Origin of the sequence: Marinobacter maroccanus (assembly GCF_002933275.1) — a bacterium.
GTDB classification, from domain to species: domain Bacteria; phylum Pseudomonadota; class Gammaproteobacteria; order Pseudomonadales; family Oleiphilaceae; genus Marinobacter; species Marinobacter maroccanus.
The window spans coordinates 24,910-49,424 of the sequence record NZ_PSSX01000005.1 but is presented as its reverse complement, the minus strand read 5'-3'; the positions used below and the strand labels follow the sequence as shown (position 1 = coordinate 49,424).

Annotated in this window: 21 protein-coding genes; 9 read left to right on the top strand and 12 right to left on the bottom strand. The window is 57.9% G+C overall.

Going from position 1 to position 24,515, the window contains the following annotated elements; all coding sequences use genetic code 11:
* Window positions 1-33: 33 nt before the first annotated feature.
* Together ccoS and KEHDKFFH_RS07700 are read left to right on the top strand one after the other, a co-directional pair.
* Window positions 34-282 (top strand): cbb3-type cytochrome oxidase assembly protein CcoS, encoded by a 249-nt coding sequence (ccoS, locus tag KEHDKFFH_RS07705; RefSeq protein WP_422385689.1) that lies wholly within the window; start codon window positions 34-36, stop codon window positions 280-282.
* The gene (locus tag KEHDKFFH_RS07700; protein WP_104321384.1) at window positions 279-968 is read left to right on the top strand and encodes a sulfite exporter TauE/SafE family protein; all 690 of its coding nucleotides are present in this window, start codon (window positions 279-281) and stop codon (window positions 966-968) included. Before ccoS ends, KEHDKFFH_RS07700 begins: the two co-directional genes overlap by 4 nt.
* Window positions 969-972: 4 nt before the next feature.
* Here KEHDKFFH_RS07700 and ttcA read toward each other — a convergent pair whose 3' ends face one another.
* Complete coding sequence (gene ttcA, locus KEHDKFFH_RS07695; protein ID WP_104321383.1) at window positions 973-1,887, bottom strand: tRNA 2-thiocytidine(32) synthetase TtcA; 915 nt, start codon at window positions 1,885-1,887, stop codon at window positions 973-975.
* 72 nt (window positions 1,888-1,959) lie between these two features.
* On the opposite strand from ttcA, the gene KEHDKFFH_RS07690 reads away from it, so the two are divergent.
* From KEHDKFFH_RS07690 to KEHDKFFH_RS07680, 3 genes are read left to right on the top strand one after another with little or no spacing between them, the layout of a single operon-like run.
* A complete protein-coding gene (locus KEHDKFFH_RS07690) occupies window positions 1,960-2,604 on the top strand; it encodes a TetR/AcrR family transcriptional regulator (protein ID WP_104321382.1) in 645 nt (214 codons plus the stop codon).
* A 28-nt stretch (window positions 2,605-2,632) separates the two neighbouring features.
* Window positions 2,633-3,298 (top strand): DNA-J related domain-containing protein, encoded by a 666-nt coding sequence (locus tag KEHDKFFH_RS07685; protein WP_104321548.1) that lies wholly within the window; start codon window positions 2,633-2,635, stop codon window positions 3,296-3,298.
* Between the two features lie 45 nt (window positions 3,299-3,343).
* Complete coding sequence (locus KEHDKFFH_RS07680; protein WP_104321381.1) at window positions 3,344-4,375, top strand: polysaccharide deacetylase family protein; 1,032 nt, start codon at window positions 3,344-3,346, stop codon at window positions 4,373-4,375.
* 4 nt (window positions 4,376-4,379) lie between these two features.
* Here the strand turns inward: KEHDKFFH_RS07680 and KEHDKFFH_RS07675 are convergent, their stop codons facing one another.
* From KEHDKFFH_RS07675 to KEHDKFFH_RS07660, 4 genes are all read right to left on the bottom strand, one after another.
* Window positions 4,380-5,444, bottom strand: coding sequence for a MalM family protein (locus KEHDKFFH_RS07675; RefSeq protein WP_104321380.1), 1,065 nt, complete (start codon window positions 5,442-5,444; stop codon window positions 4,380-4,382).
* Window positions 5,445-5,507: 63 nt separating this feature from the next.
* Complete coding sequence (locus KEHDKFFH_RS07670; protein ID WP_104321379.1) at window positions 5,508-7,133, bottom strand: OmpP1/FadL family transporter; 1,626 nt, start codon at window positions 7,131-7,133, stop codon at window positions 5,508-5,510.
* Between the two features lie 38 nt (window positions 7,134-7,171).
* Complete coding sequence (locus KEHDKFFH_RS07665; protein ID WP_064228978.1) at window positions 7,172-8,182, bottom strand: hypothetical protein; 1,011 nt, start codon at window positions 8,180-8,182, stop codon at window positions 7,172-7,174.
* A 54-nt stretch (window positions 8,183-8,236) separates the two neighbouring features.
* Complete coding sequence (locus tag KEHDKFFH_RS07660) at window positions 8,237-9,037, bottom strand: C39 family peptidase (RefSeq protein WP_104321378.1); 801 nt, start codon at window positions 9,035-9,037, stop codon at window positions 8,237-8,239.
* 249 nt (window positions 9,038-9,286) lie between these two features.
* On the opposite strand from KEHDKFFH_RS07660, the gene malT reads away from it, so the two are divergent.
* On the top strand, window positions 9,287-12,043 hold the full coding sequence (malT, locus tag KEHDKFFH_RS07655; protein ID WP_104321377.1) for an HTH-type transcriptional regulator MalT: 2,757 nt from the start codon (window positions 9,287-9,289) through the stop codon (window positions 12,041-12,043).
* A 12-nt stretch (window positions 12,044-12,055) separates the two neighbouring features.
* Here malT and KEHDKFFH_RS07650 read toward each other — a convergent pair whose 3' ends face one another.
* The 7 genes from KEHDKFFH_RS07650 to KEHDKFFH_RS07620 all read right to left on the bottom strand — a co-directional run bounded on the left by KEHDKFFH_RS07650 (window position 12,056) and on the right by KEHDKFFH_RS07620 (window position 20,746).
* The gene (locus tag KEHDKFFH_RS07650; protein WP_104321376.1) at window positions 12,056-13,522 is read right to left on the bottom strand and encodes an SLC13 family permease; all 1,467 of its coding nucleotides are present in this window, start codon (window positions 13,520-13,522) and stop codon (window positions 12,056-12,058) included.
* A 51-nt stretch (window positions 13,523-13,573) separates the two neighbouring features.
* Complete coding sequence (locus tag KEHDKFFH_RS07645; RefSeq protein ID WP_104321375.1) at window positions 13,574-14,179, bottom strand: DUF2238 domain-containing protein; 606 nt, start codon at window positions 14,177-14,179, stop codon at window positions 13,574-13,576.
* Between the two features lie 20 nt (window positions 14,180-14,199).
* A complete protein-coding gene (locus KEHDKFFH_RS07640; RefSeq protein ID WP_104321374.1) occupies window positions 14,200-15,948 on the bottom strand; it encodes an N-acyl-D-amino-acid deacylase family protein in 1,749 nt (582 codons plus the stop codon).
* A gap of 98 nt (window positions 15,949-16,046) precedes the next feature.
* Window positions 16,047-17,252, bottom strand: coding sequence for an efflux RND transporter periplasmic adaptor subunit (locus KEHDKFFH_RS07635; RefSeq protein WP_104321373.1), 1,206 nt, complete (start codon window positions 17,250-17,252; stop codon window positions 16,047-16,049).
* A 32-nt stretch (window positions 17,253-17,284) separates the two neighbouring features.
* Window positions 17,285-19,666, bottom strand: coding sequence for an ABC transporter permease (locus KEHDKFFH_RS07630; RefSeq protein WP_104321372.1), 2,382 nt, complete (start codon window positions 19,664-19,666; stop codon window positions 17,285-17,287).
* A gap of 20 nt (window positions 19,667-19,686) precedes the next feature.
* Entirely contained in the window at window positions 19,687-20,418 is a 732-nt protein-coding gene (locus KEHDKFFH_RS07625; protein ID WP_104321371.1) for an ABC transporter ATP-binding protein, read from the bottom strand.
* 7 nt (window positions 20,419-20,425) lie between these two features.
* Window positions 20,426-20,746, bottom strand: coding sequence for a TraR/DksA family transcriptional regulator (locus KEHDKFFH_RS07620; protein ID WP_104321370.1), 321 nt, complete (start codon window positions 20,744-20,746; stop codon window positions 20,426-20,428).
* 143 nt (window positions 20,747-20,889) lie between these two features.
* On the opposite strand from KEHDKFFH_RS07620, the gene KEHDKFFH_RS07615 reads away from it, so the two are divergent.
* From KEHDKFFH_RS07615 to KEHDKFFH_RS07605, 3 genes are all read left to right on the top strand, one after another.
* Window positions 20,890-21,222 (top strand): phasin family protein, encoded by a 333-nt coding sequence (locus tag KEHDKFFH_RS07615; RefSeq protein ID WP_064228968.1) that lies wholly within the window; start codon window positions 20,890-20,892, stop codon window positions 21,220-21,222.
* Window positions 21,223-21,231: 9 nt separating this feature from the next.
* Window positions 21,232-23,034 (top strand): PHA/PHB synthase family protein, encoded by a 1,803-nt coding sequence (locus KEHDKFFH_RS07610; protein ID WP_104321369.1) that lies wholly within the window; start codon window positions 21,232-21,234, stop codon window positions 23,032-23,034.
* 99 nt (window positions 23,035-23,133) lie between these two features.
* Window positions 23,134-24,498 (top strand): sodium:solute symporter family transporter, encoded by a 1,365-nt coding sequence (locus KEHDKFFH_RS07605; protein ID WP_104321368.1) that lies wholly within the window; start codon window positions 23,134-23,136, stop codon window positions 24,496-24,498.
* The last annotated feature ends 17 nt before the right edge of the window (window positions 24,499-24,515 follow it).

Here is a 24,515-nt window from a genome sequence, read left to right as displayed (position 1 = left end):
TTTTTTCTGCGAGGTTTCGCCGTGCAAATCGTAATGTTCCTGGTACCGGTGATGCTTATCCTGGTGGCCCTGGGCATCGTGTTGTTTTCGTGGGCGGTCAAGAACGGTCAGTACGATGATCTCGAAGGCCCGGCACATCGGATACTCTACGACGATGACAAGGACATGATCCCGGACGACGCCCGCACCGATAAACCGGCTTCAGAGGAACAAACCTCAGAGCAAACAGCTGAAGTCAGCAAGACCGCCAATCCGGATGAGGATAAGTCCCAGAAAGGATGAATCCGGAACTCTACCTCAGTTACCCGAGCGCCTTCCTGATCGGACTGCTCGGCAGCACGCACTGCCTCGGCATGTGCGGCGGCATCAGCGCTTCCCTCTCCATGGCCCTGCCCGTGGGCCGGGGATTCCGTTTCCGGCAAACGGTCATGCTCCTGGCCTTCAACTTCGGGCGAATCGGCAGCTATGTGCTGATCGCCACGCTGGTTGCGCTGGCCAGCACCTCGGCCGCCAGCCAGTGGACCGCCGTGGGCCTTGTGCTTCGCACCCTGGCGGGGATTCTGCTGATTTTCATGGGGTTGTCCATGGGGCAATGGTGGCAGGGAATTCGCTACGTAGAACGGATCGGAGCTCCAATCTGGACACGCCTTTCACCCCTGACCCGTCGCTTCCTGCCAGTGAATCACGGCGGACAGGCACTTGCGCTTGGTGCGCTCTGGGGCTGGCTGCCCTGCGGATTGGTTTACAGCACATTGGGCTGGGCGGCATTGCAGCCTACGGTGGGCTCTGCCGCCCTCACCATGCTGTTTTTCGGGCTCGGCACCCTGCCCTCCATGCTGGCCACAGGGTTCGCGGCCAACTGGATCCGCGGCTTGCAGAGCCACCAGTTGTTCCGCAAAGTCACTGGCGGCCTGCTTATCCTGTTCGGCCTCTGGACACTGCCCTTCCTGCATCTCGCCGGACACTAACCGGCTAGATATTCAGTACATCCAGACGCCCGAAGTCAGTTGCTGTCTCGGGTTCTGCCGTCTGAACGGCCTGGCGCTTGCCACCGAGGCGCTTGCCTTCCTTGAAATCGTAGAGATTGGTATCTGCCAGGTGCGAGGGCTCCACATTGCACATGGCGCGGAACATGGTCTCCAGCCGACCGGGGTGCTGTTTATCCCAGGTCTGGAACATGTCCTTGATCACCTGGCGCTGAAGATTCTCCTGGGAACCACACAGATTGCACGGGATGATGGGAAACTCCCGAAGACCCGCATAGCGGGCTATGTCTTTTTCCCGGCTGTAAGCCAGCGGCCGGATAACCGTGTTGCGGCCATCGTCACTGTGCAAAACCGGAGGCATGGACTTCAGCTTGCCTCCGTAGAACATGTTCAGGAACAGGGTTTCCAGCAGGTCGTCCCGGTGGTGGCCAAGGGCTATCTTGGTAACCCCGTGCTCCTCCGCAAAATTATAGAGAATTCCGCGTCGTAGCCGGCTGCACAGACCGCAGGTAGTCTTCCCTTCCGGGACTTTTTCCTTAACAATACTGTAGGTGTCCTTCTCGATGATGTGATACTCGATACCCATGGAGGACAGGTATTCGGGCAACACCTCTTCCGGAAAGCCGGGTTGCTTCTGGTCAAGGTTGACGGCAATCAGCTCGAAAGAAACCGGGGCGCTCTTCTGCAGGTTGAGCAGAATATCGAGCATGGCGTAGGAGTCTTTGCCACCGCTAAGGCAGCACATGACTTTGTCGCCGGCTTCAATCATCGAGAAATCGGCAATCGCCTGCCCGACTTCACGGCGCAGACGTTTCTGCAGCTTGTTCAACTCCAGTTTCTGGCGGCGCTCCCGCTCTGGGTTGAAGGACTGTTGGGAACTGGCGATCATTGCTTCGGACATACCAACTACGTTCATAAGGCAAGTGGACGTGGGATTATACGCGTCACATGGATTCAGGGACAGGATACCGACATGGATATGTTGCAATCGAGTGAAGAGGTCGCGGGCAAACGGGAACAGAACCGGATCCGTAACCGCAGGGCGATCCTGACTGCCGCCCGAGAGTGCTTTCGAGAGCAGGGCTACGAAAACTCGACCATCCGCGACATCGTTCGCCGCACGGGCCTTGCCGCCGGTACTTTTTACAATTATTTTTCCAGCAAACAAGACATCTTTGCAGCCCTGCTCACCGATTTCCTGACCAACCTGAACGACAATCTCACGCGCCATCGGCGCTCGGCCAATACCACCGAGGATTTCATCCACTACGCCTATCTGGCCCTTTTCACCGTGACCGCCAGGGATCCATTGGTTTATGAGCTGGCGCATCGCAATGATCGCGCGCTTCGGGAACTGTTCGGTTCGGATATTCTCGGTTTGACCATGCTATCCCTGGAGGACGATGTCCGCGAGGCGATGGAGCGAGGACTGCTTCCCCGGATTGATCACGAATACCTGTGCGCCGCTTTTTTCGGCGTCGCCTACGAGACCAGCCTGACGCTGGCAAAACGCGCGCACAGCAACCCGGAGTCGGCGGATGCTGAAGCGTTGACCGCAACCCGGTTTTCGAGCGCTCTGTTCATGGGCGGCCTTCCCGGGCTGGCTGCACTTCCCTGATGGCCGGGAGTGACCTAACATGGGCTCTATGACAGACAGCCATTCCCCGATAAATACCTCTTACCCCGGAGCAGCGAATGAAGATGACTGCCTGGAGCAGCAAATTCAGCACCTGCTGGTAGCCGTTGAGCATGAACTCCGGTCAGCACCGGCAGGCATGAATGAATTATCGCTGATCAAGGCGCTTCAGAAACCGCCATGGAAACTGCTTGGCGACGTTGTTTTCAACGAACCAGAAAAGCTCTACCCGGTTCATTTTCTGTTGTTCCATGTACTTTACCGTCTCCGGGACCAGTTGTCCGAGGCCGGAGAGAGCCTCACGATTTCGCCTCTCATCATACGTATCGAAGCGCAGACTGTGGTCAGTGGCGAGGGGGTGCCCGACAGTGTCGACGCACTTCGCCATTTCTATCTGGACCTCTCTCAGTACCGCCTACCAGAGGAAGCTATTCAACAGATGATGAATGATTTCTGGGCAGGTGCCCCTGGCCAGGCACCTGCCCAGTCCGAAACAAGGGAAGCAGCGGAAGCACTGGGCTTCAAGTCTGTTCCCACCGACTTTCCAACGGTCAAGAAGCGTTTCCGCCGGGCAGTGATGCACGCCCACCCTGACCGCGGCGGCAAGACCGAAACCATTCAGCATCTCAATCAGGCCTTCGCGGTACTGAAAGCCCATTTCCGCCAGGGCATCTGACCGGTCTGTTCGAGCTGGCCGGGGAACACAAACACAGGAGACGATATGCCGTTCAACGCATTCCTGAAATTTTCCGTGCTCGTCGCTGTTATGACGACGGCCATCTCAGCCCGCGCAGACCTGGTTGTCCTGCAGTACCACCATGTCAGTGATTCAACGCCGCCTGCCACCAGCACATCGGTGTCTCTGTTTGAAGGGCAACTGGACATGATCTCGGATCTGCAGCTGGAAGTTGTGGATCTGCAGAAAGGCACCGAAAGAACACTGGCTGGCACCGATGGACAAGGTAATCGCATCGCCATTACCTTCGATGACGCCTACGACTCCGTCTACCGCACGGCGGCGCCGCTGCTGGCTGACAAAGCCTACCCCTACACGATTTTTGTAAACACCGAAGCCGTTGGCCGAAACGGCTACATGACCTGGGATCAGATTCGAGAGTTGGCCGAACGTCCCGGCGTAACAATTGCCAATCACAGCGCGGACCATGGGCACCTGGCTCGGAAGCCAAACGAAAGCGAAAGTGACTGGCAGGCCCGGGTTACCAACAGCCTGGACTCGGCCCAGGAGGCCCTTGCCCGGAAGCTGGACGCGCCGGCGCCCATGTTCGCGTATCCTTACGGAGAATTTGACGAAGCCCTCGAGCGCAAAGTTGCCGAGCGTGGCTGGTACGGGTTCGGTCAGCAGTCCGGCGCCATCGGCCAAACAACAGGGAAAACCCGATTGCCTCGCTTCCCGATGGCGAACGCCTATGGCCAGCTGGGGAGCCTTAAAAACAAACTACGCAGCAAAGCCTTCCCTGTTGATTCCGGCAAACTTCCAGACGGCGTGATCTCGGAGAATCCGCCCACCCTGATGTTCCCGCTCGTTGACCCCATTGATGCTGACCGGCTGACGTGCTTCGCCTCCGGTCAGGGACGTATCGACTTTGACGTGATTAACGGCAACGTGGAGGTGCAGGCACCAGAAACCTTCAACAGCCGACGATTCCGCTACAACTGCACCCACCCTGCCGGCGATGGCAGTTTTTACTGGCTCTCCCAGCAGTGGCTGGATCTGAGCAAACCTGAGGACTGAGGCCTCATTCCTCGACCTGCATCAGGCCAATTTCACCGCGCGTGATGTGAGGGGTTTTCTGGGGGCCATCGCCGGATTCCATTACCGTCTGGCCCTCCAGATCCTGCTCCCGGGTAAACAGCACCAGCCAACGCTCCCCCTGGCGCGGAAACGCGGGAACCCATGCTTCCAGGTAACCGCGCCGGTGCCAGTTCTCCGGGGTGAAATCCATAACCAGGTCTGTTACCAGCCTTAACGGTGCCATCGTCTCATCCAGAAACACCAGGGAGGGCAAGAACACTCCGTCTTTGGCATAGGAGCGCAGGCGTATGACCAGACTGGCGTGCTTATCCGCGTCCGGGAGCGCAATCAGTTGATAGGGGCTGGTTCCCGTAAGAAACGGATGGGTTACTGAACCGTCCGAAAGGGTGACGCCGAACTCTCGTCCCGATTGCCACTTTTGCCGACCGCGCATATCCATTGACTCGCAACAGGTGGCTGAAAACCGGGTAAAGAAGTCATCGGTTGGAGCCTCGATGCCAAGGATGGCGAAGGCGTCCGGGTCATAACCCTCTACCGGAGTCTGGTCTGCTCCATCGGGCCCCGCATGATAAACGCTGGCTTCGGTGATCTGTACAGGGGGCGCAACCAGCCCTTTCTCAAGGTCAGAGCGGGTATCCGGCCGGTAATAGCTGACCCGTACATTACCTTCGGCGTCGCGCCAGGTGAAATAGGGCTGCCGCTCCCCAGGCCGAACGTAGCCATCTTTCTCAAGCTCGCCGGCATCCGGATAGTTTTCGAGTGTGTACTCGGTGTTTTCCTGCGGTCCTGACTCCAGGCTCGCCCCATTATCTGCCTGCGCCGGGTGTTCCTCGGATTCCGGATCGCGCTGCTCTTCAGCTACGTCTTTAGCTACCTCTTCAACTACCTCTGCAGACTCACGATTCAAGTCTTTCTTCTCGGCTCCGGTGATCGGTGAGTATCGAACCCTGCCCTGCTCGTCTACCCAGGTGAAATAGCCTTCCCGTTCCGACACCGTAGACCCGCCAATCTGGCAGCCTCCGAGAACTGCCGCCAGAGAAAGGCACAAGGCTGATTTCCGTAAAGAGCCGTTAATCACTGCGAATGACTACCCTCTGGTTAATGGCACCACTCAGAACTTGGTCCGGAAACTGAGGCCCGCCATCACAACCCGTAGCGAGGTTTTGACATCCAGGCCTGCATAGGGGTTGTAGATAATGTTAGTGATGTTATCGCAGTTCAGGTTACAGCTGGTGTCCGCGGGAATCGACTCCACCGAATGAAGATAACTGAGATTCATGTCGATTTCGGTGTCCTTGTCCCACTGGTACCCCATACCGATGCTGTAGAGATTTGCGCCACCGAATGGCGCCATAACCTGTCGCTGATCATCCGGGATAACGGAATCCCGTATTTCCACGCCAGCACGCAGGTCCAGACGGGAAGACGCATGAAACTCCATGCCAAACGCCCAGTTCCACTGGCTCTTGAAACCCAGGGGCAACCTCAGGGTATTCGGCGTGGCATTGTCCGGCGACAGGATCCTGGCCGCATTGAGAAACTCCAGGTTGCGGTCAAACCGGAAAACGAAGGCATCCCACTGTTTGTAATCAGTCCAGCCAATGTCGGCGTTGAGGGTCAGTTTCGGGTGCACGTCGACACTGATACCGGTCTGGAAGTGCTGGGGGTACACCAGATCCATACTGACATTACCGGATTCCTTTGGCGCACCGGAAGGCAGACTGAGGATAGCCGAGGTGATAGCACCCAGAACGGATCCGTTGACGCTCTGCCAGAAGCCTGACCAGTCGTCGGTGTACTGGATCTCGAAGGTGCCCTTCATGTTCATCTCGGCTTCCGAGGTGTAGCTTGCACCCCAGCTGAACCAGTCCGTCGGCTCCCACATCACACCCAGAGTATAGGTGGGTGACAGGGTTTCCTGAACATTGATGTTCAGGGCGCCAATGTCATCCCAGGGACCGACGTTACCACCACAAAGCGCCAGCCAGGGCTGAAGGGGCTCATCGCCACTCTCACAGTTGAACGCATCCTGCAGAACTTCCGCCACCCCCAGCAGCATATTGGGCGCGCGCATGTACTGGTCCGCCGCGATGCCCATGTGAGACAGGTGTATGCCTGCCCCTACAGACCAGTCATCGTTGATCTCGTAACCGACCGTTGGTGAAAGATAGGTGGTGCGCTGCAGCGCCGTGGCTTGGGGCTGGTAACGGCCTGGATCGTCCTTGTCGCGGTAAAAACCGGCCGCCAGCGGCAGGTAAAAAGCATTACCGAAGGTCAGTTTGGAACCAGGCGGATTGATGCTGATCCCCGCTGAAGGCGCAAGGGCCGGCCCGGGCGGCGCACGCAGAATACCGTATCCTGGCAAATACAGAGCCACATTGTTGGTGTGACTGTGGGTATTGGCAACGGGGTCCCGCTGCTTCCCCGTCTGAGGATCAATCTCCAGCCCGTCAATGCCGAAAATCTCATAGCCTTCCGGTGCGGTGAAGTCCGCATCAATGTCCAGATAGACGCTCATCAGGTTCACTTCCAGCTGGCGCCCGTCCAGTTTGGTCAGGCCCGCAGGATTGTAGTGAATCGCCATGATCCCTGGCGGATCGGCGGTCACGGCGTTACCGAGCGCCAGTGCCTTGGGATGAATGGTCAAATTCTGCGCCAGCTGGGCCTGCGCACCACAGGAGATGGTCGTGGCGATCAGTGCCGCGATAATCTGACGGTTGTGGCTTTGCTGTCCCATGAAGTTCGTCCCTTCCCGTAGATCGTCAACGACACCAATCACTCTTTAAGACCGGAGAAGTTTATGGGCAGGGAGACCCCTAGGGAGAAGTCCGGCGCATCCTCGGTCAGGCCAATACCCAGGCTGGTGTTGACGATGGTGGTGTCGCTGACACGGGTGCCCAGTGACATGCTCAGGAAACCGGTCATCTGGTCCTGGGCAACGGCCTGGTCGCCATTGGAGAAGGTCAGAATGGTTTCATCGCTGTAGCTGAGCTGAGCTGAGATGCTCAATGAAATATCGTAGGAAAGCGAGTAGGCAAATCCAGCGGAACCGGACAACCCGAAACCGGGGTCCACTTCGGTCAGCAAACGTGCCCCCCGAACCTGCTGAAGGTCTTCCGCTGGCAGGTTGTAGGTGGCACTCACTGAACCGAACACCACCACCGGATCCAGAACCTTCGAAAGACTCGCCCCACCCCCGATGGAGTAGTAGCCGCTGCCAGTGGACAGCTGCTCATTGATGTCTATCTCGTAGGGGCTGACACCGGTCTTGGTGGACAGGGTTCCGAACAGAGTGGTCGACATCTTGCCCGGAACGTAGGCAAATGGCTGCCAGCGTCCGGTGAAAGAGATATCGCCAAAATCATAAACGTTGAGCTCGTCCTGGGTATCGTATTTAACCACCAGCGGAATACGGGTACCCACCGTCAGGTTGTCCAGCAGACCATAATCGTAGGAGAAGGAATTGGTAAAGCTGTGGGTTGCCGACGGCACTACGTCCAGGTTTCTCACTGATCCATTGGTGATGGCCAGGTCCAGTCGCTGGTCTGCGGTGTAGGAATAGTCGAAAGAATAATTCAGGGAGTGGGAACCCTTCTTCTGCAACGAATAGTTCTTCTCTGCAGCCTGGAACACTTCTTCAAGCTGTTGTGAAGCGTCCTCGTCCCCTTCCTGTTTAGCCAGCGCTTCCCGCGCCTGGTCCACACTCCCTTCCTGCGCCAGGGCCATGCCCGGAAGCAGACCTGCCGTGGAAACAAGGATAAAACCTCGCACAAACCAACGATTCATCCTGACTCCCTTATTTTATTTGTAGTGTTCCTGATCCGGGGACTGCCCGGCGAATTAGTTACGACGGTAGTGCAACTGCTTTCGAGTGTTTTCTACACTGCCATCGGGATTGTTTTTCTGGCGTTCCAGCAGATTCTGGATCCGCCTCTGGGTGGACTCGTGAAACGCCGGTATCCGTTCCAGCGCCAGAAGGGTCATTGTCTGATCATCCACGAAGCGAAGGTCTTCCTCCTTCAGCTCGAGGTTGTCCAGTGGCTTGTCACTGCCTGGGAAGACAATAAAGAGCACGTTGTCGTCCCATTTCTCCTCGAACTGGGCGAGGGTGAAGGAGATATTGCCGACCGAAGGATCTGCCAGGTAGGCCCGCCCGTCCCGGATCGTCCGTAACACCACGAAATGCTTGAAGCCCGCGTGATGGATCGGCACGATTGCCGGGTGATCAAGGTCCTTGAGGTCATCAATGGTGGCCCGGAAGCCACCTGACGGGTAGCCGAGTGCCGTAACCAGTCGCTTCATGTCGAGCATGGAAAAAGCGCGGCGCTCAACAATTCGCTCGCTCTCGCCGTAATGGAGCAACCCCTCCATGACCTGTCGCTCTGACAAAGTCCGCCCCAGGTAGAAGTTCAGTACGGTAGTCAGCGCTGCGCTTCCGCAGCTGTAGTCATAGGCCTGACGCACAATATTCCGGAATTTCTGCTCGACCAGGGGCTCGACCCGGACCTCAGACCGCAGCTCAATCGGGCTCGAATCCACGTCCTGCTCGATAACGATCTGGCCCTTCTCAAAAGGCTCCACCACGGTCGCTTCCTGCACCATGGTGAATGTAAGAATGGATCCAGCGAGCACCAGCAGCATGTCAGACGAAGTCCCTGTTTTTATTGGCCACGTTATTAATCGGGTTACATGTTGTTACGGTAAGATACCGAAAAGCCTGCGCCCTTAAAGATAACTGTGCCTCAAATCTGTCGCTGCAGGAGGGGCCTTGCGGGGCGGATTTGAGAACTGGTTCAAGACGCTGGCCGAGAAGGCCTCGGGAGTTGACGCACCGGCACAAAGCCGGTATCAACACCAGTCCAGACACTCAATTTCCTGATGTAGATCCTGATGACAACAACACTGAATCCGGGACAGATCACCTTTATCACTGCCAAGAACCGGAGCCCGGTGTCACCCCCCGCGCTGCTGCCAAGAGAGAAGTTCAACGATCTGCTGCATGGCCTCGAGCCGGTGAGTCTGGTTCTGGTTCATGCACCGGCCGGCTATGGCAAAACCACCACCATTGCCGAGCGACTGGCAAGTCTCGAGGCCCGTTCGGCCTGGTTCCGTCTGGAAACCAGTGATAACGCACCGGGCCGCTTTGCCGGATATCTGGCCAATGCACTGGCCAGAGCTACCGAGGGGAGCTGCCAACAGGTACTGGAACGACTCCAGACAGAAGGTTATGACAGCCTCGAATCTTTCCTGACTGATCTGCTCGCCGGTCTGCCCCAGGATGATGAGCCGCTATATCTGGTACTTGATGACTATCACCTGATCACCAACGGCGAAATCCACGAGGCGCTGCGCTTCCTTCTACGGCATCTTCCGGGGTACCTGACTCTGGTTCTCATCAGCCGCACCATGCCGCCTGTGGGGGTAGCCCAGCTCCGGATGCAGGGGCGTCTGACCGAAATCACCAGCCGGGACCTTGGTTTTGAAGCGGACGAAGCCCAGCAGTATCTCCAGAGCCGGCTGCCGTTCGAGATTGCGAGAGAGGATATTGAGCGGGCTGTCAGACGGGTTGAAGGCTGGATTTCCGCCCTGCAGCTGCTTTCCGCTTCATCTGCAACCAGTGTCGAATTCACCGAGTTTGTCGATCAGTTGGAACACGGAAACCAGAATATCTTCGATTACTTTGATGAGCTGGTGGGAAACGACCTGAGCGAACAGCAGCGGCGGTTTCTCATGCGTACCAGCATTCTCGACCGATTCAATGCGGGAATGGTGATGCGTGTTATGGACGATACCGACGGCCAGGCGCTGCTCAGTAGCCTACTGTCCATGGGGCTGTTCATAACGCCCGTGGACAACTCCGCGCTCTGGTTTCGCTACCATCCGCTGTTCTCGGTGTATCTGCGTCATCTGCTGACCTGCACCACCCGTGAGAACCAGAGAGATCTGAATCAACGGGCCGCCGATGCCTGGCTCGAGCTGGACCATGCCGAAGAAGCTGCCAAGCATGCCATTGCCGCGGAAGATCCGGAGCGCATCACCCGGGTGCTCACCATCCACGGGCGAAAATTCTTTACCGAAGGTCAGTTTCATCTGCTGCAGCGCTGCCTCGATACGCTGCCCCAGGAAATCATTGCCGAGGATCCCACGCTGACCCTGCTCAGGGCATGGGTTGCCCAGGGCCAGTACAAGTTTGATGAAGTGGAAAACTGGTTGTCAGCGGCGGAAGCCCGTTTGCAGGCATCCATGAACGAGGACACCCAGCGGGCCGTTCATGGCGAGTTCAGCGCCATCCGCGCCCAGGTAGCCATGAATTATGGGGATGGCGACCGCGCCCTGACGCTTGCCCGGGAAGCCATCGAACAGGAAGCACGTTACCTGCCCACATCCCGGGTGGCCGCGGCCTCGGTTATTGGTGAAGCACTGTTTGTGCGCGGAGAACTCGAGGAAGCCCTGGCTCGCATGCAGGACACCGAGCATCTTGCCCGGGCCCATCAGGCCCACCAGAACGTTATTTGGGCCCTGTGTCAGCAAAGCGAAATCAGTGTCGCCATGGGCCTGCTGCAAAAGGCTTACAACATTCAGGAACGTGCTTTCCAATACGCGGAAGAAAACCAACTTAACCATCTGCCGATCCTGGAATTCCTGTTCCGTATTCGAAGCCAGATCATGTGGGAGTGGCACCACCTGGAAAGTGCCGAGCGTTGCGCGCTGCAGGGCATAGAAATTCTTGAGGCACAGGGAGAGCGCTGGTACGTCCAGAGTTACACGTCCCTGGCCAAAGTCGCTCAGGCGCGGGGCCGGCAGAGCCTATGCGCAGATTACATTGCCAAGATCCAGAAAATGCTTGCCGCCGAAGACTACCACCTCGACTGGGTGGCCAACGCCCAGGCCACCATGCTGTCGTACTGGGATGCCGTTCGGGATCATGACTCAATCCAGCGCTGGCTCACCATTGCGCCCCCTTGCGAGCCGGCAAAGGCCACCAACCATTTCAATCAGTGCAATGGCCGCAACCAGGCCCGGGCGTTGATCAGCCTGGGCCAGTACGAACTGGCCCGACCGCTCCTGGAAGAACTGACCGCGGTAGCGCGGGAATTTGGCCTGAAAACAGATCTGAACCGCAACCACATTGCCCTTGCCTACCTCTACTGGCAGCTGGATGAGCGCGAACAGGCTCTCGATCATATGAAAACAGCCCTGGAACTGGCGAGTACCACCGGTGCTGTCGGCAGCTTCCTTCGGTTGGGCAAGGAACTGATAGTTCTGCTCAAGGCGCTGATCAACGACGAAGCCATTGAAGGCATGGAACTTCAGAGGGCGGAACGCCTGATTCAGCTGGCCCAGCAACAACGGGACTTCAGCCGCGCCATCCGGATCTCGCTGGATGAGGCCATCATCCAGGACATCATCGACCGGCCGGACGTGCCGGAACTGATCCGCACATCTCCTCTTACCCGCCGCGAGTGGCAGATACTCAGCCTGATACATGCCGGTCTTTCCAATGACCAGATTGCCGAGCACCTGAAAGTGGCCTCGACAACGGTCAAGACCCATATCCGAAGCCTTTATCAGAAGCAGAACATCAGCCATCGTTCAGAGGCCATCGAACTGGCCAAAGACCTGCTGAGCAAGATCCAGGGAGACTAATGTCAGGCCCGGTTACATGGAGAAAACCACCCCAAGAAGCAGATAACTGACCAGCGTTACCACGACAATGCCCATCAGATTGAGAGCAAACCCGGCTCTGATCATGTCGCTGATCTGCATGTGACCACTGGAGAACACGATGGCATTGGGTGGCGTGGCCACCGGCATCATGAAGGCACAGCTGGCTGCAATGGCGGCAGGCACAGTGAGTAGTAACGGTGACACGCCCTGACTCAGGGCCAGCGCCCCCAGCAACGGCAGAAACGCAGCCGCCGTTGCGGTATTGCTGGTAACTTCCGTCAGAAAGATGATGATGCCCGCCACCAGAACAATCATGACAAGGGTTGGCAGGGCGCCGGCCACACCGAGACTTTGTGCAATCCATTCCGCCAGACCGGAACTGCTGATCACGCCGGCCATAGCCAGCCCTCCCCCGAACAGAAGCAGCACACCCCAGGGAATGCCCTTCGCGGTCTCCCAGTCGAGCACGAATTCGCGGGACCGGGTATCGACCGGCATGAGGAACATCGTAATCGCCGCCGCGATGGCAATACCAGTGTCGCTCAACCAGGGCATGAGGTTCTCGGATAGCAGAGGCCTGAAAATCCAGGCGGCGGCGGTTATCATAAACACCAGGGCTACCAGCTTTTCGCCCTTGCCCAGCGGCCCCAACGCATCAAGCTCCTCCCTTATGGCCTTGCCACCGTCGCCGGAGCTGCCCAGCCCGAAGTCGCGCCGGGTCAGCCACCACCAGGCCAGGGCCAGCATGACAACCGTCACCGGAACCCCCAGCAACATCCACTGGGCAAAGCCCACAGAAATACCCTGGTTTTCGCTCAGGTAGGCCGCCAACAAGGCATTTGGCGGAGTGCCAATAAGTGTGGCGATACCACCGATACTGGCGGAATAGGCGATAGCCAGCAGGAGTGCTGTGGCATAGCGGCGAACGCCCTCGGGATTGTCATTGCTGTCCATCATCGCCACCACCGACAGACCAATCGGCAGCATCATGATGGCCGTTGCGGTATTACTGACCCACATGCTCAAAAAGGCGGTCGCCAACATGAACCCGGCAATCTGCCGCCGGGGTTTACTGCCAACGGCCTTCAGCGTCATCAGGGCGATCCGGCGATGCAGGTTCCATCGCTGCATCGCAAGCCCGAGGGTGAAGCCACCCAGGAACAGGAAAATGATCGGATTGGCATAGGGCTCGGTGGCTTCACCAACCGTCCCGAGCCCGAGCGCGGGAACAAGCACTATTGGCAGCAAGGCAGTGGCGGGAATCGGAATGGCTTCGGTAGACCACCAGGTAGCCATCAGCAGCATCAACCCCAGCGCCGCCCAGGCTTCCGCGGCCATGGTTTCCGGCGGTGGGAGTATGATGGTTGCCAGCAGAAACGCAGCCCCGAGGATCAAGCCAATGAGCTGGCTGCGGGGCAGCCCCTCGTACTGGTTGTCAGCGTTGAGCTCTTTGGGCATACAGTTCTATTCCGTTATTCAGACATTCAACATCAGCAGGCGAGCGAAACGTCAGAGCGCCTGAAGCTGGCGATCATGAAAACGCCCGAGCAGGATAAGAGCCAGAATGGCGCCGGACAGGGCCCAGGCCATATCCGACTGGGTATCCCAGACGTAGCCCTGAGTACCCAGGAAGGCCTCGGCGGCTTCGTCACTGAGCAGGGCCACCCACCATTCGATCAGCTCGTAAAAGGCGCTTACCGCCAGACAGAAACAGACGATGAAAAACGCCGCCCAGCGGCGACTGGAGAACACGTCGAAGCGAATGACCACTTCCCTGGCGACCATTGCCGGTATAAACCCCTGTGCCAGGTGGCCCAGCTTGTCGTAGTTATTGCGCTCCCAATCAAACCAGTCTCGAAACCAGTCGAACAAAGGCACTTCCGCATAGGTATAGTGCCCTCCAACCATCAGAATGATGGCATGGACCAGAATCAGGAAATAAACCAGCGGCGTCAGCGGATAACGGAAGAAACACCAGACGACCAGCACAAAACCGATGGCCGCAGGCAGAACCTCAAGTACCCACGTGGTCCGATCCTTGGGCCCGATGGCAGACCAGACAAATACTGCAAGAAAGACCACTACCCAGACTGCGGATGCAAATCGCTGGTTCATAGGTTTCCTTGTGTCCGTGATTATCCAGACGCCCCGGCGCGCAGGAAGTGTCCGTATCCAGGCTCCCTGCCCAATGCAGGTGCCACCTCACCATCCGTTACCGCGGATCGGCCATTGATCAGTACTTCTCTGACACAGCCAGGGACCCGGTTAACCATTCTTTCCAGTCCGAAGTTTTCCATCTCGCCCCATTCAACCTGCTCCAGATCCTGATCAAGGCCACGGGGGTCAAGTACCGTTATATCGGCCCGGTCCCCCACCCTGATATGACCGGCATCAATACCAAGCCAATCGGCCTGTTCGCCGGTCAGCCGGTGTACAGCGCGTTCCAGCGACATGACTGGCTCACCCTCGCCATGGCTTTCGTGAACCAGCTTCAGAAACCTTAGAGGCAGGTTGTAGAAGGCCATATTCCGGATGTGCGCCCCGGCATCGGAAAAGGTGATCAGGGCACCGGGATTGGCAACCATTTTCCTGAGCCGATCCTTTCTGTGGTTGCCGACCGTGGTAAACCAGCGCAGCGAACGGCCATGGGCAACCACCATGTCGAGAAAGAAATCGACTACATGGATGCCACGGTCAGCGGCGAGCTCAGCAAAGTTGCGCCCGACCACGCCTTTATCCGGGCAATCGAGAATCACGGCATCGCCGAAATCCCTCTGCCACACCCGGGGCGAAAGCTTTTCCTTGTAGAATTTCCTGAATTTCCGACGGTACTGCTCGTCCTTCAGAAGTTCGTTGCGCTCCAGTTGATCCCGTATATCGAGGGCCATTTCACCGGCGCCGAATTCTTCAAACAACACAATATCCATGCCATCGGCATAGACTGTGAACGGCGTTGGCAGCAGCTGCCAGCGAAAGTTGCCACCAAAGCTGTTGGCCAGCCAACCCACCAGGCTGGCCATGGGCTTGACCGTGGGATTACCCTTCAGATCGATCATGGCAATCAAGGTTGTTTTCAGGGGCTTCCTCAACCAACCCAGGGTTTCTTTCAGGTACTGGGTTACCTGCAGGGGATTGGCCGCATTGGGCGCGCCCTGATGCACCCGTCCGTAACGGCGCAAAAGGGCATTCAGACGGCTGATCTCACGCCAACGGGCATAGGTGCTCGGCAGGCTCTTGGACCATTCCCGGTCACCATCCACCTTGTCCCATTTCAGGCACATGGTGGAAAGTCCGAGAAAGCCCTCCTGCAGGGCCTCCTCCAGCAAGGCTTCCATTCGCTCCTGTTCATCGGCGGTCGGAGTCACGCTCCGGTCGGTGGCACGATGAAGCCCCATGACCGCCGTCCTGAGATCACTGTGACCGAGAAAGCTGATGACATTGGGACCCAGTGGGTGCTGGTCCATGAACGCCACCCATTCTTTTGGTGTCTGCCAGGACTTGTACTGCTGCAGAATGGGCAGCACTTTCTCCCTGGGAACCGTTTCCACCCTGGTGAAAATATCCGAAGCGTCCTCCGGATCGGAGCAGACCATACTCAGGGAACAGCTGCCGATCAGCACAGTGGTGACACCGTGACGCACAGACTCAGACAGGGACGGCGCCACCAGCAACTCGGCATCGTAATGGGTATGGGTATCGAGAAATCCCGGCGTCACCCAGCAACCGCTGGCGTCAATCGTGCGCGTCGCAAGGCTGGTGTCGGGCTGCTCATCAAATACCCCGGCAACCCGCCCGTCCTTGACGCCAACATGGGCGATGCGTGAAGGTCGGTCGGTACCGTCAAAGTAACGACCACCAATAATGAGACTGTCGAACTGGTTCACCGTGCCAGACTCCTTTTTGTTGTTTTATGCCGTCAGTCTAGCCAGCGAAACGTGATATGTCCTCTCATTTCAACGGGCGGATCCGGCAATACGGGCCATTAACGAACCCTGACCTGGCTTCCATGTTCCAGCTGGCGATCCGGGTGCCGGACCACACGGTCTGCCTCGCCAAGACCATCCTGAATCACCGTATGGAATCCGTTTGTACGTCCCACCGACACGTTTGTGAGAACCGCTCTGTCATCGACAACGCGGAATACCTGATGCTGGCCATCACTGACAAAGATGGCAGATTCCGGAACCTGCAGAACAATGTCCGACCGCCAGAGCAGAAACTCGGCATCCACCCGATAGCCGTCTCCCAGGCTCTGCCACGCATCCGGGGGACTGGTGATGTCCGCAACGACCTGTACCCGTCTTTCCTCCACTCCAAGGGCCGAAACATCCTCGAAGCCCACCGGCTCAACCCTTCGGACAACGGCATCCAGGGTGCCGCCACCCCATCCAGTGAGGCGCGCCTCGATACCGGGCCGGAGGTTCACGGCATCAAAGCTCAACACATCGACAACCACCTCAAGCGCCCCGGGATCTCCCAGTTCCAGAATGGCTTCACCGGCCTGAATCACGCCCTCACTTTTCCGGACTATACCGAGGACTGAGCCATTCACCGGAGACCTTACTGGCACACGTTCCACCGCGCCATCCCCATTAGCCCGCGCAGCAGACACTTCAAGACGGGTTCTGGCCGCTGCCAGCTCATGGGCCATGACTTCCTCGTCAAAGCGAGCGGAACGCAGAATGGCCTTTGCCCTGTCCGCAGCGGCCTTCGCCTGCTGCAAACGCTCGTCGGAAACAAAGTGGTCATCACTCAGAGCCTGCAGGCGGGCCAGTTCCCGAACGGCCAGATCTGCTTCCGCCTCAGCGGCTGCGACTTTCTGACGGGTGGAATTGAGCGCTGAACGGGCCGATTGTGCCTTGGCCTCTGCTTCTGCCCGGCTGCGGGCATCAAGGGTGCTGGCAGGCATTGGGTCCACCTCTGTCAGCAACTCTCCCGGGATGACCGGATCCCCCACCTCCAGCAAGACCCTGTGCAAGTAGCCGGCAACCGGGGAAGACACCACGTAACGGTCCCGCACCCGGGTTTTTCCTTCTTCCTTGATGGTGATTTCCATGGGTCCACGGGTTACCGGCGCCAGATCCACCCAAACCGGATCGGGCCGGATCGTGACCACAACTGCAGCAATGGCGAGCAAAACAAACACGCCCCAGAACAACCATTTCCCCGCAAACCCTTTTTTCGCCATAACCTCAGTTCACTCCCTGGTTGCTTCCGCACCTATTCCCGTGTTTTCAACACTGCCACCAGATCCAGCGCTTTCAGGCGCCACCAGGCAATCACCCCGGAAGCGATTGCCGAAACCACCACGACCAGCGCGGACATGCCAAGCGTCTGGGTAGTTATGGTCAAGGGCACCCGATACAGCTCCGTTTGCATGGCAGTCACAATCATGAGCGCCAGCCCCTGGCCAATCAGCCAACCGAGCGGAATGCCCAGTAACAGCAATAGCGCAACCTCTCCCAACAATATATGCGCAACCTCATTATGGGTGTACCCCAGCACCCTCAGGCTCGCCAACTCCCGACCTTTCTCGGCCAGCGAAATCCGGATGGTGTTGTAGACCACCCCGAAAGCAATGATTCCGCCCATCAGACTGTTGAAAAAGTTGAACGTCAGGAAGGTTCTCGCCAGGGTGTCATAGAAACTGTCCAGCATGGCCTGGCGGATGCTCAAGCCAAGCACCCCCGGTGTTTCGCGAAGGCTGTTATAGACTTCAGAAGCCCTGTCGGGGTCCAGGTTTATCATGGCCTGATTGACCAGGGACCCGTCACCCAGCTCCCGGTTCAGGGCATCCAGGTCCATATAGGCACCGACCCCAAGAAACTCGCTGGTGATACCGGCGACCGGAACCATTACCGTTCGCCGGTCACCTTCGAGGAGCTCCAGCTGCAGAACATCCCCTGGACCAACACCCAGCTCTTCAGCCAGATAATCGGTCAACAGCAGTCCCTCCCTGGGTAGCAAGACCGGTTGCAGATCGCTGTCGATGACAAATTGCAGTCTCGCATCGGAGGGTATTCCGGTGACCGCACTTCGCCACTCCCTGTGACCGGCAACCAGACGGGCCGGCACTGAGCGGCGACCCTCCACGTACCGGATCCCGGCTTGCCTCTGCAAGCCGTACAACGCCGTGCTATTCACCGGATCAATGAAGGTCGCGGCGAGATCCTGTTGCTGAACCCGTGCAAACTGCGTGTGCACCATCAGGGATACCGAATCAAACTGGAAGTTACCCACCATCACGATGGCGGTTGCCATGGCGACCCCACTCATGGATAACAGAGTCCGGACCGGGCGACGGGAAAGCTGGCGCACAATCATTCGGGATGGCTGGGAGAAGCGGATTCCTGACAGCAGCTTTTCCACTACGGTCACCCTGTACCTGGCGGGGCCTTCGGGCCTCATGGCTTCGGCGGGAGGCAGGGAGGCCGCCTGTCTGATGGCTCGCCAGGCACCGAGCCAGGCCACCGCGATGGTCAGAATACCCAGTAACAGAAGCCATAGAGGGTCGATACGGAACAACAACCCGGGGAATCGGTAGTAATCCATATAGAGCTCCCCCAGTGACCTCCCCAGCCAAAGCCCCAGGGCAAGGCCGGCCAACAAACCGATAACCGCAATCACGATGACCAGTTTGCTGTAGTGCCAGGCAATCTGGCGATTGCTGTAGCCGAAGGCCTTGAGCACGGCCACAATGTCCCGCTGGGTGCTGATCAGACGGCCGATCACCACGTTCAGCAGAAACATGGCCACACTCATGAAAATGAGTGGAAACACCGTCGCCATGGTTTTCAGCTGATTCAGCTCGTCACTCAGGAAGCGATGAGAGAACTGATCATCCCGGCCAAAGGCTCCCGTCGCCCCGTAACGGGCCAGGATTCGATCCAGGGCATCGACCACAGAGGCAACGGAATAGCCCGGTCTGAGTGTTAAAACCAGGCTGTTGAATGCACCCCTCATGTCCATGGCGGATTCCAGGGCCTCCCTGTTCATCCAGAGAACACCATACCGCTGATAGTCCGGCAGCATGCCGCCAGGCGGAATGACGTATATGAACTCCGGTGACTCAACAATGCCGGTCACAGTAAGTGCCTGGCGACGACCGTTGATGATTGCCTGGAACTGATCACCCAGTTCTAACTCATGCGCTTCGGCAAAGCTTCCGATGACTGCGACTTCCTGGCTGCGACCTGTGCCCGGAAGCCGACCCTGACGGATGAACAAGCGATTGACCTCGGGCTGCCCCTCCGGAGGAATAGACACCAATCGGGTCGACACCGGGTCCGGGAAGCCCGGCATTTCCAGTTTTGCAGCTCCCTCAACTCTCCCCTCGTACCTTGCTATGGCAGGTAATGAACCTATTTCCTTGAGGGCGTGGCGAGGCGCACGTTTAACGGGGGCAAACACATCGGCAAACTGGTGCTGATCGTAGTACTGGGCTCTGGTCGCCAGTAAGGATGAATAGTTCACCAGCGACATCACACAGACACCCACGCCTCCGGCGATCACCAGCGCAATAGCCAGTACCTGCCCCCGCATCTGCCAGAGCTCGCGCCGTAACTTGATATTCAGAACCGTGTGCAGACCTTTCGTGGCCATTTTTCTTCCATCTGGCCCCGTTACCAGGACAGCGTCCGGGGATCCTGGCGACGTTCGTTATGACGCTCACCACTGATATTGCCGTCGGAGAGCGTGATTACACGATCCCCCATGCCAGCGATGGAGGCATTGTGGGTGATAATAACGGTGGTGGTGCCCGTTTCCCGGTTGGCTTTTTCCAGAGCTTCAAGAACCAGCACACCAGTGGCCGAATCCAGAGCGCCGGTCGGCTCATCGCAAAGAAGTACTTCCGGTCGTTTGGCAATGGCCCTGGCGATGGCAACCCGTTGCTGTTCACCACCGGAAAGCTGGGCGGGAAAATGGTCGATACGGCTCTTCAATCCAACCAGCTCAAGAGCCTCTTCGGGAGACATCGGATCGGATGCAATCTCGGTGACTGCCGCAACATTTTCCCGCGCTGTCAGGCTTGGAATGAGATTGTAAAACTGGAACACAAAGCCAACATGCTCACGCCGGTAACGGGTCAGTTCGCGGTCTCCGGCTGCACTGAGATCAATATCCCGATACCGGACCTCACCGGACGATGGCACATCCAGCCCGCCAAGAATGTTCAGAAGTGTGGATTTGCCCGAGCCGGAAGCGCCCAGTATGACGACCAGTTCGCCGCCATAGAGATCCAGATCCACCCCACGGAGTGCATGAACCTGAACTTCTCCCTGATCATAGGTTTTCGTAAGGCCCCGGGTCTGGAATACCGCGGAGCCGGTCCTGGCTGCCTTTCCTGGCTCCATGGGTCAGTCAGTCTTCGGCACAGTCCACGCAAACCGTGGTGTAAGGCAGCACCTGCAAACGGCGGGGGTCGATGGCCTCGCCGCAGGATTCGCATTCGTCGCCAACACCGTTCTCTATCCGCGCAAGCGCGTGTTCAATCTGAGCGAGTTCAGCACGGGTTTCCGTTTCAAGCGAATCGACCACCTCGTCATTCTGGGTCTGGGTAGCCTGCTCCTCGAAATCCTTATCCAGCGCGCCACCCTCTCGATGCTGGTGAGCTTCATAACGGGAAAGCCTGGCCGTCAGGTCTGCCCTCAGTGTTTCAAGTTCGGATTTCCGGTCGGTCATGTGGCGCCTCCTGCCTTGCCGGGAAAACATGTTCCTACAGTAAAGCATAAGCTGAACCCGGGATTGATGCTTGTCAAAATTGCGTCATGCGGAGTGAGGCAGAATAGAGACCCATCAAACCTGTATGCAAAGGAGTTGTGACTATGAACACCGAGCTTTTCGAGAAAGCGACGCGACTGAATGAAACCCTGTTTGAGCAGGTAGGCAAGGCTGCGGAAATGCAGATGAACGCCTTCCGCCGCTATGCCGATGTCACCATGGAGCAGGCTAAAAAGGTGTCTGAAGTACGTGATCTGGAGGGCCTGAAAAGCCTGACCGGTGATCAGGCGGAAACCCTGAAATCCCTGAGCGAGCAGTTCACGGCAGACTGGAAAGCCTGGCAGGATTATTTCAACGAGAGCCGGGAGCAGATTCAGAAGGTGTTCGAAAAAACGCCGGAAGAAACCACCAAAGCCAGCCCGAAAGCTGCCAAATAAGGGATAGCCATGTTCGGTCTGGATACGCTCGGGAAAGCTGTCGGTCAGCTCGTCAACGGCTTCGAAACCAACGTCCGCCAGGGACAGCAGCAAATGGAGAAATTGCTGGGAGATAATGGCGTCCTAGATGCTGCAACCCTATCCACGATAACGGAAATGTCGGATGCCTATCGGACAATGGCGGAAGATCTGCTACTGCACCCGCTCCGGTTTGCAGGAGCGGAGCTGGATCTGGCCCGCAAACATGCCGCGCTGGGGTATTACACCCTCGCCCGGCTGGTGGGCAAGGACAAACAGCCTGTTGTCGAACCAGAGCCCGACGACCGGCGTTTCCAGGCCGAGGACTGGCACAAGCATCTGACTTTTGATGTTCTCCACCAGGCCTATCTGATCAACTCGCGAGCCTTTCTGAACTGGGCAGCCGGCATGGAGGGAATTCCACCGGCAGGCCGGGACCAGATGCTTTTCTACGCCCGGCACCTGACCAGCGCACTGTCACCTTCGAATTTCCCGGCCACGAATCCGGAAGTGCTCAGGATTACCTGGGAACGCAAAGGGATGAACCTGATTGACGGTGGCCGCCAGCTGATCGAAGACCTGCGCCAGAATCCGTCCCTATTCAATGTTGGCATGACTGATCGCTCCGCCTTTGAGGTGGGACGTAACCTGGCAACCACCCCGGGCAAGGTAGTGTTCCAGAACGAACTGATGCAGTTGATCCAGTACTCGCCGACAACTGAAACCGTCAGCAAACGACCATTGCTGATTGTTCCGCCCTGGATCAACAAGTATTACATTCTGGACCTGACCGCCAGAAACTCCTTTATCAAGTGGCTGGTAAACCAGGGACAGACCGTTTTCATTATTTCCTGGCGCAATCCAGGCCCCTCCCTCCGGGATAAGGGCTGGGAAGACTACATGGAGCTCGGGCCACTGGCTGCCATGGATGCCGTTACCGAAGCCACCAGCGAAGAACAGATGAATCTGATCGGTTATTGCATCGGTGGCACCCTGCTGGGCTCAACGCTTGCCTGGCTCAAGAAAAAAGGCCGTAATCCAGTAGCCAGTGCTACCTATCTGACTACCCTGCTGGACTTCTCGGACCCTGGCGGAATCGGTGTCTTCATCAACGATCACTCGATCCGGGGCATTGAGAAAATGCTGGAGCGCAAGGGCTACCTGGACGGTCGCGCCATGGCGTTCACCTTTAACCTGCTGCGGGAAAACGAACTGTTCTGGTCGTTCTGGACCAATAACTACCTGAAAGGCCAGAAACCGGCGGCTTTTGACCTGCTGTACTGGAACACCGATGGCACCAACCTGCCGGCCCGGATGCACAGTTTCTACCTGCGCCAAATGTACCTGAATAACCGGCTGGTGCAGCCAGACTCCCTGAGTCTGCTCGGTGAGTCCATCAATCTGTCCGAGATCGAGGTGCCCTCATTCTTCCTGTCCGCCCGACAGGATCATATCGCCAAATGGAAAACCACGTACAAGGGTGCACTGGCCCACGGTGGCGATGTCCGCTTTGTGCTGTCTGGCTCGGGCCATATCGCCGGCGTGATCAACCCGCCCTACAAGGAAAAGTACGGCTACTGGACCAATGACACACTGGTGCCGGATGCAGACACCTGGTTCGAGCAATCCGAACACCATCCCGGATCCTGGTGGCCCCACTGGCTTGAGTGGATTGCGCGTTTCTCGGACGGTGACGTACCCGCTCGTATCCCGGGCGAAGGGAAATTGCCTGCAATCGAGAACGCACCGGGTAGCTACGTCAAAGTCAAAGCTGCAGAGGCAGTTAAGCAGTAGACTTTTGGGTGGCTCGCGCTCCTGCCAGCCACCGCTTCTCGCCCCGCACCCGCCGTTGTGGCACTATTGCCCGCTCGATGACTGGCGGAGAAGCACCCGATGTTTTATACCACCCTCGCGGCGATTGCGGTCGCCATGATTCTGTTCGCCTGGCTGGGACTCAGAGCCCGGCTCGCAGACGGCGGTCTGGATGATTACGTAACGGCACGGAACAGTCAGGGAGCCAGGGCTTTGGGGCTTTCTTTCCTCGCCTCCGGGATGGGCGGCTGGATCCTGTTTGCCCCGCCGGAAGTAGGCGCACTGGTCGGACCTCTGGCACTGGCAGGCTATGCCCTCGGTGCGGCTCTGCCGTTCATCGTGTTCGCCTTCTGTGGCCCCGCCATCCGCCGTTTCCTGCCCGAGGGGCGCAGCATCGGCGAGTTTGCCAACGCCTGCTATGGCAATGGCGTGCGCCGCTATGTCTCGATGATCTCGGTACTTTACATGCTCTGCTTCCTGACCGCCGAGCTCACCGCCATCGGTGCCATTACTTCACTGCTCTCCGGCATTGACGGTGGCGTCGTGGTCATTGGTGTTGCGGTTACCACGCTGATATACACGGCTGTCGGTGGCCTCCGGGCAAGTATCGTTACCGATCAATGGCAGGCATTATTGCTGATCGGCCTGCTGGCGATTGTCAGTTTTGTCGCGCTTGGCAAACTCCCGGACGCAGCTCCCGCAGCCTTGCCCGACATCCCAACCTCTGCGGCCCTCAGCGTGGCGCTGACTCTGGTGATTGCCGTAACCGCCGCCAACCTGTTCCACCAGGGATACTGGCAGCGGCTGTGGTCAGCCCGGGATACCGATGCCCTCAGCCGTGGCGCGCTGCTCGGCGGCGTGGTCACCATCGCCGTTGTCGCCGTTGTGGGCGGGTTAGGCATCCTGGCGGCCCTGAGTGGTGCTGACCTTGGCAACCCCCCGATTCCGTTCTTTGCCTTGCTGGCCGATGCCCCGGCCTGGCTGGCTTTACCGGCTCTTATTCTGGCCATCACCCTGGTCGCTTCCTCGGTGGATACCCTGCAAAATGCGCTCGCTTCCCTGGCGGTTACCGAAAAACAGGGGCTTTCCATAGTCAGTGCCCGGTGGTTTACCGTGCTGCTGATGATTCCGGTGGTGCTGGTCGCGCTTCAGGGCATTTCCGTGCTCCGGCTGTTTCTGATCGCCGACCTGCTGTGTGCCACGGCGGTACTGCCTGTGCTGATGGGACTATGGGGTAAAATGACCACAAGGGCGGCGATTCTGGGCTGTCTGGCGGGTCTATTCGGGGCGATTCTGCCCGGCTGGATGTCCGGCGGCAGTTTGATGGCCGGCCTGGAAGCGGCGAGTTTCCCCGACAGCATTCCAACCCTGATGCCATTCGTGGGTGCTCTTGCAGGCTCCGGTTTGGTCAGTCTCGCAATCGCAGTTTCGGCCCCGAAACGCTAGGAATACGCTTTGCTGTC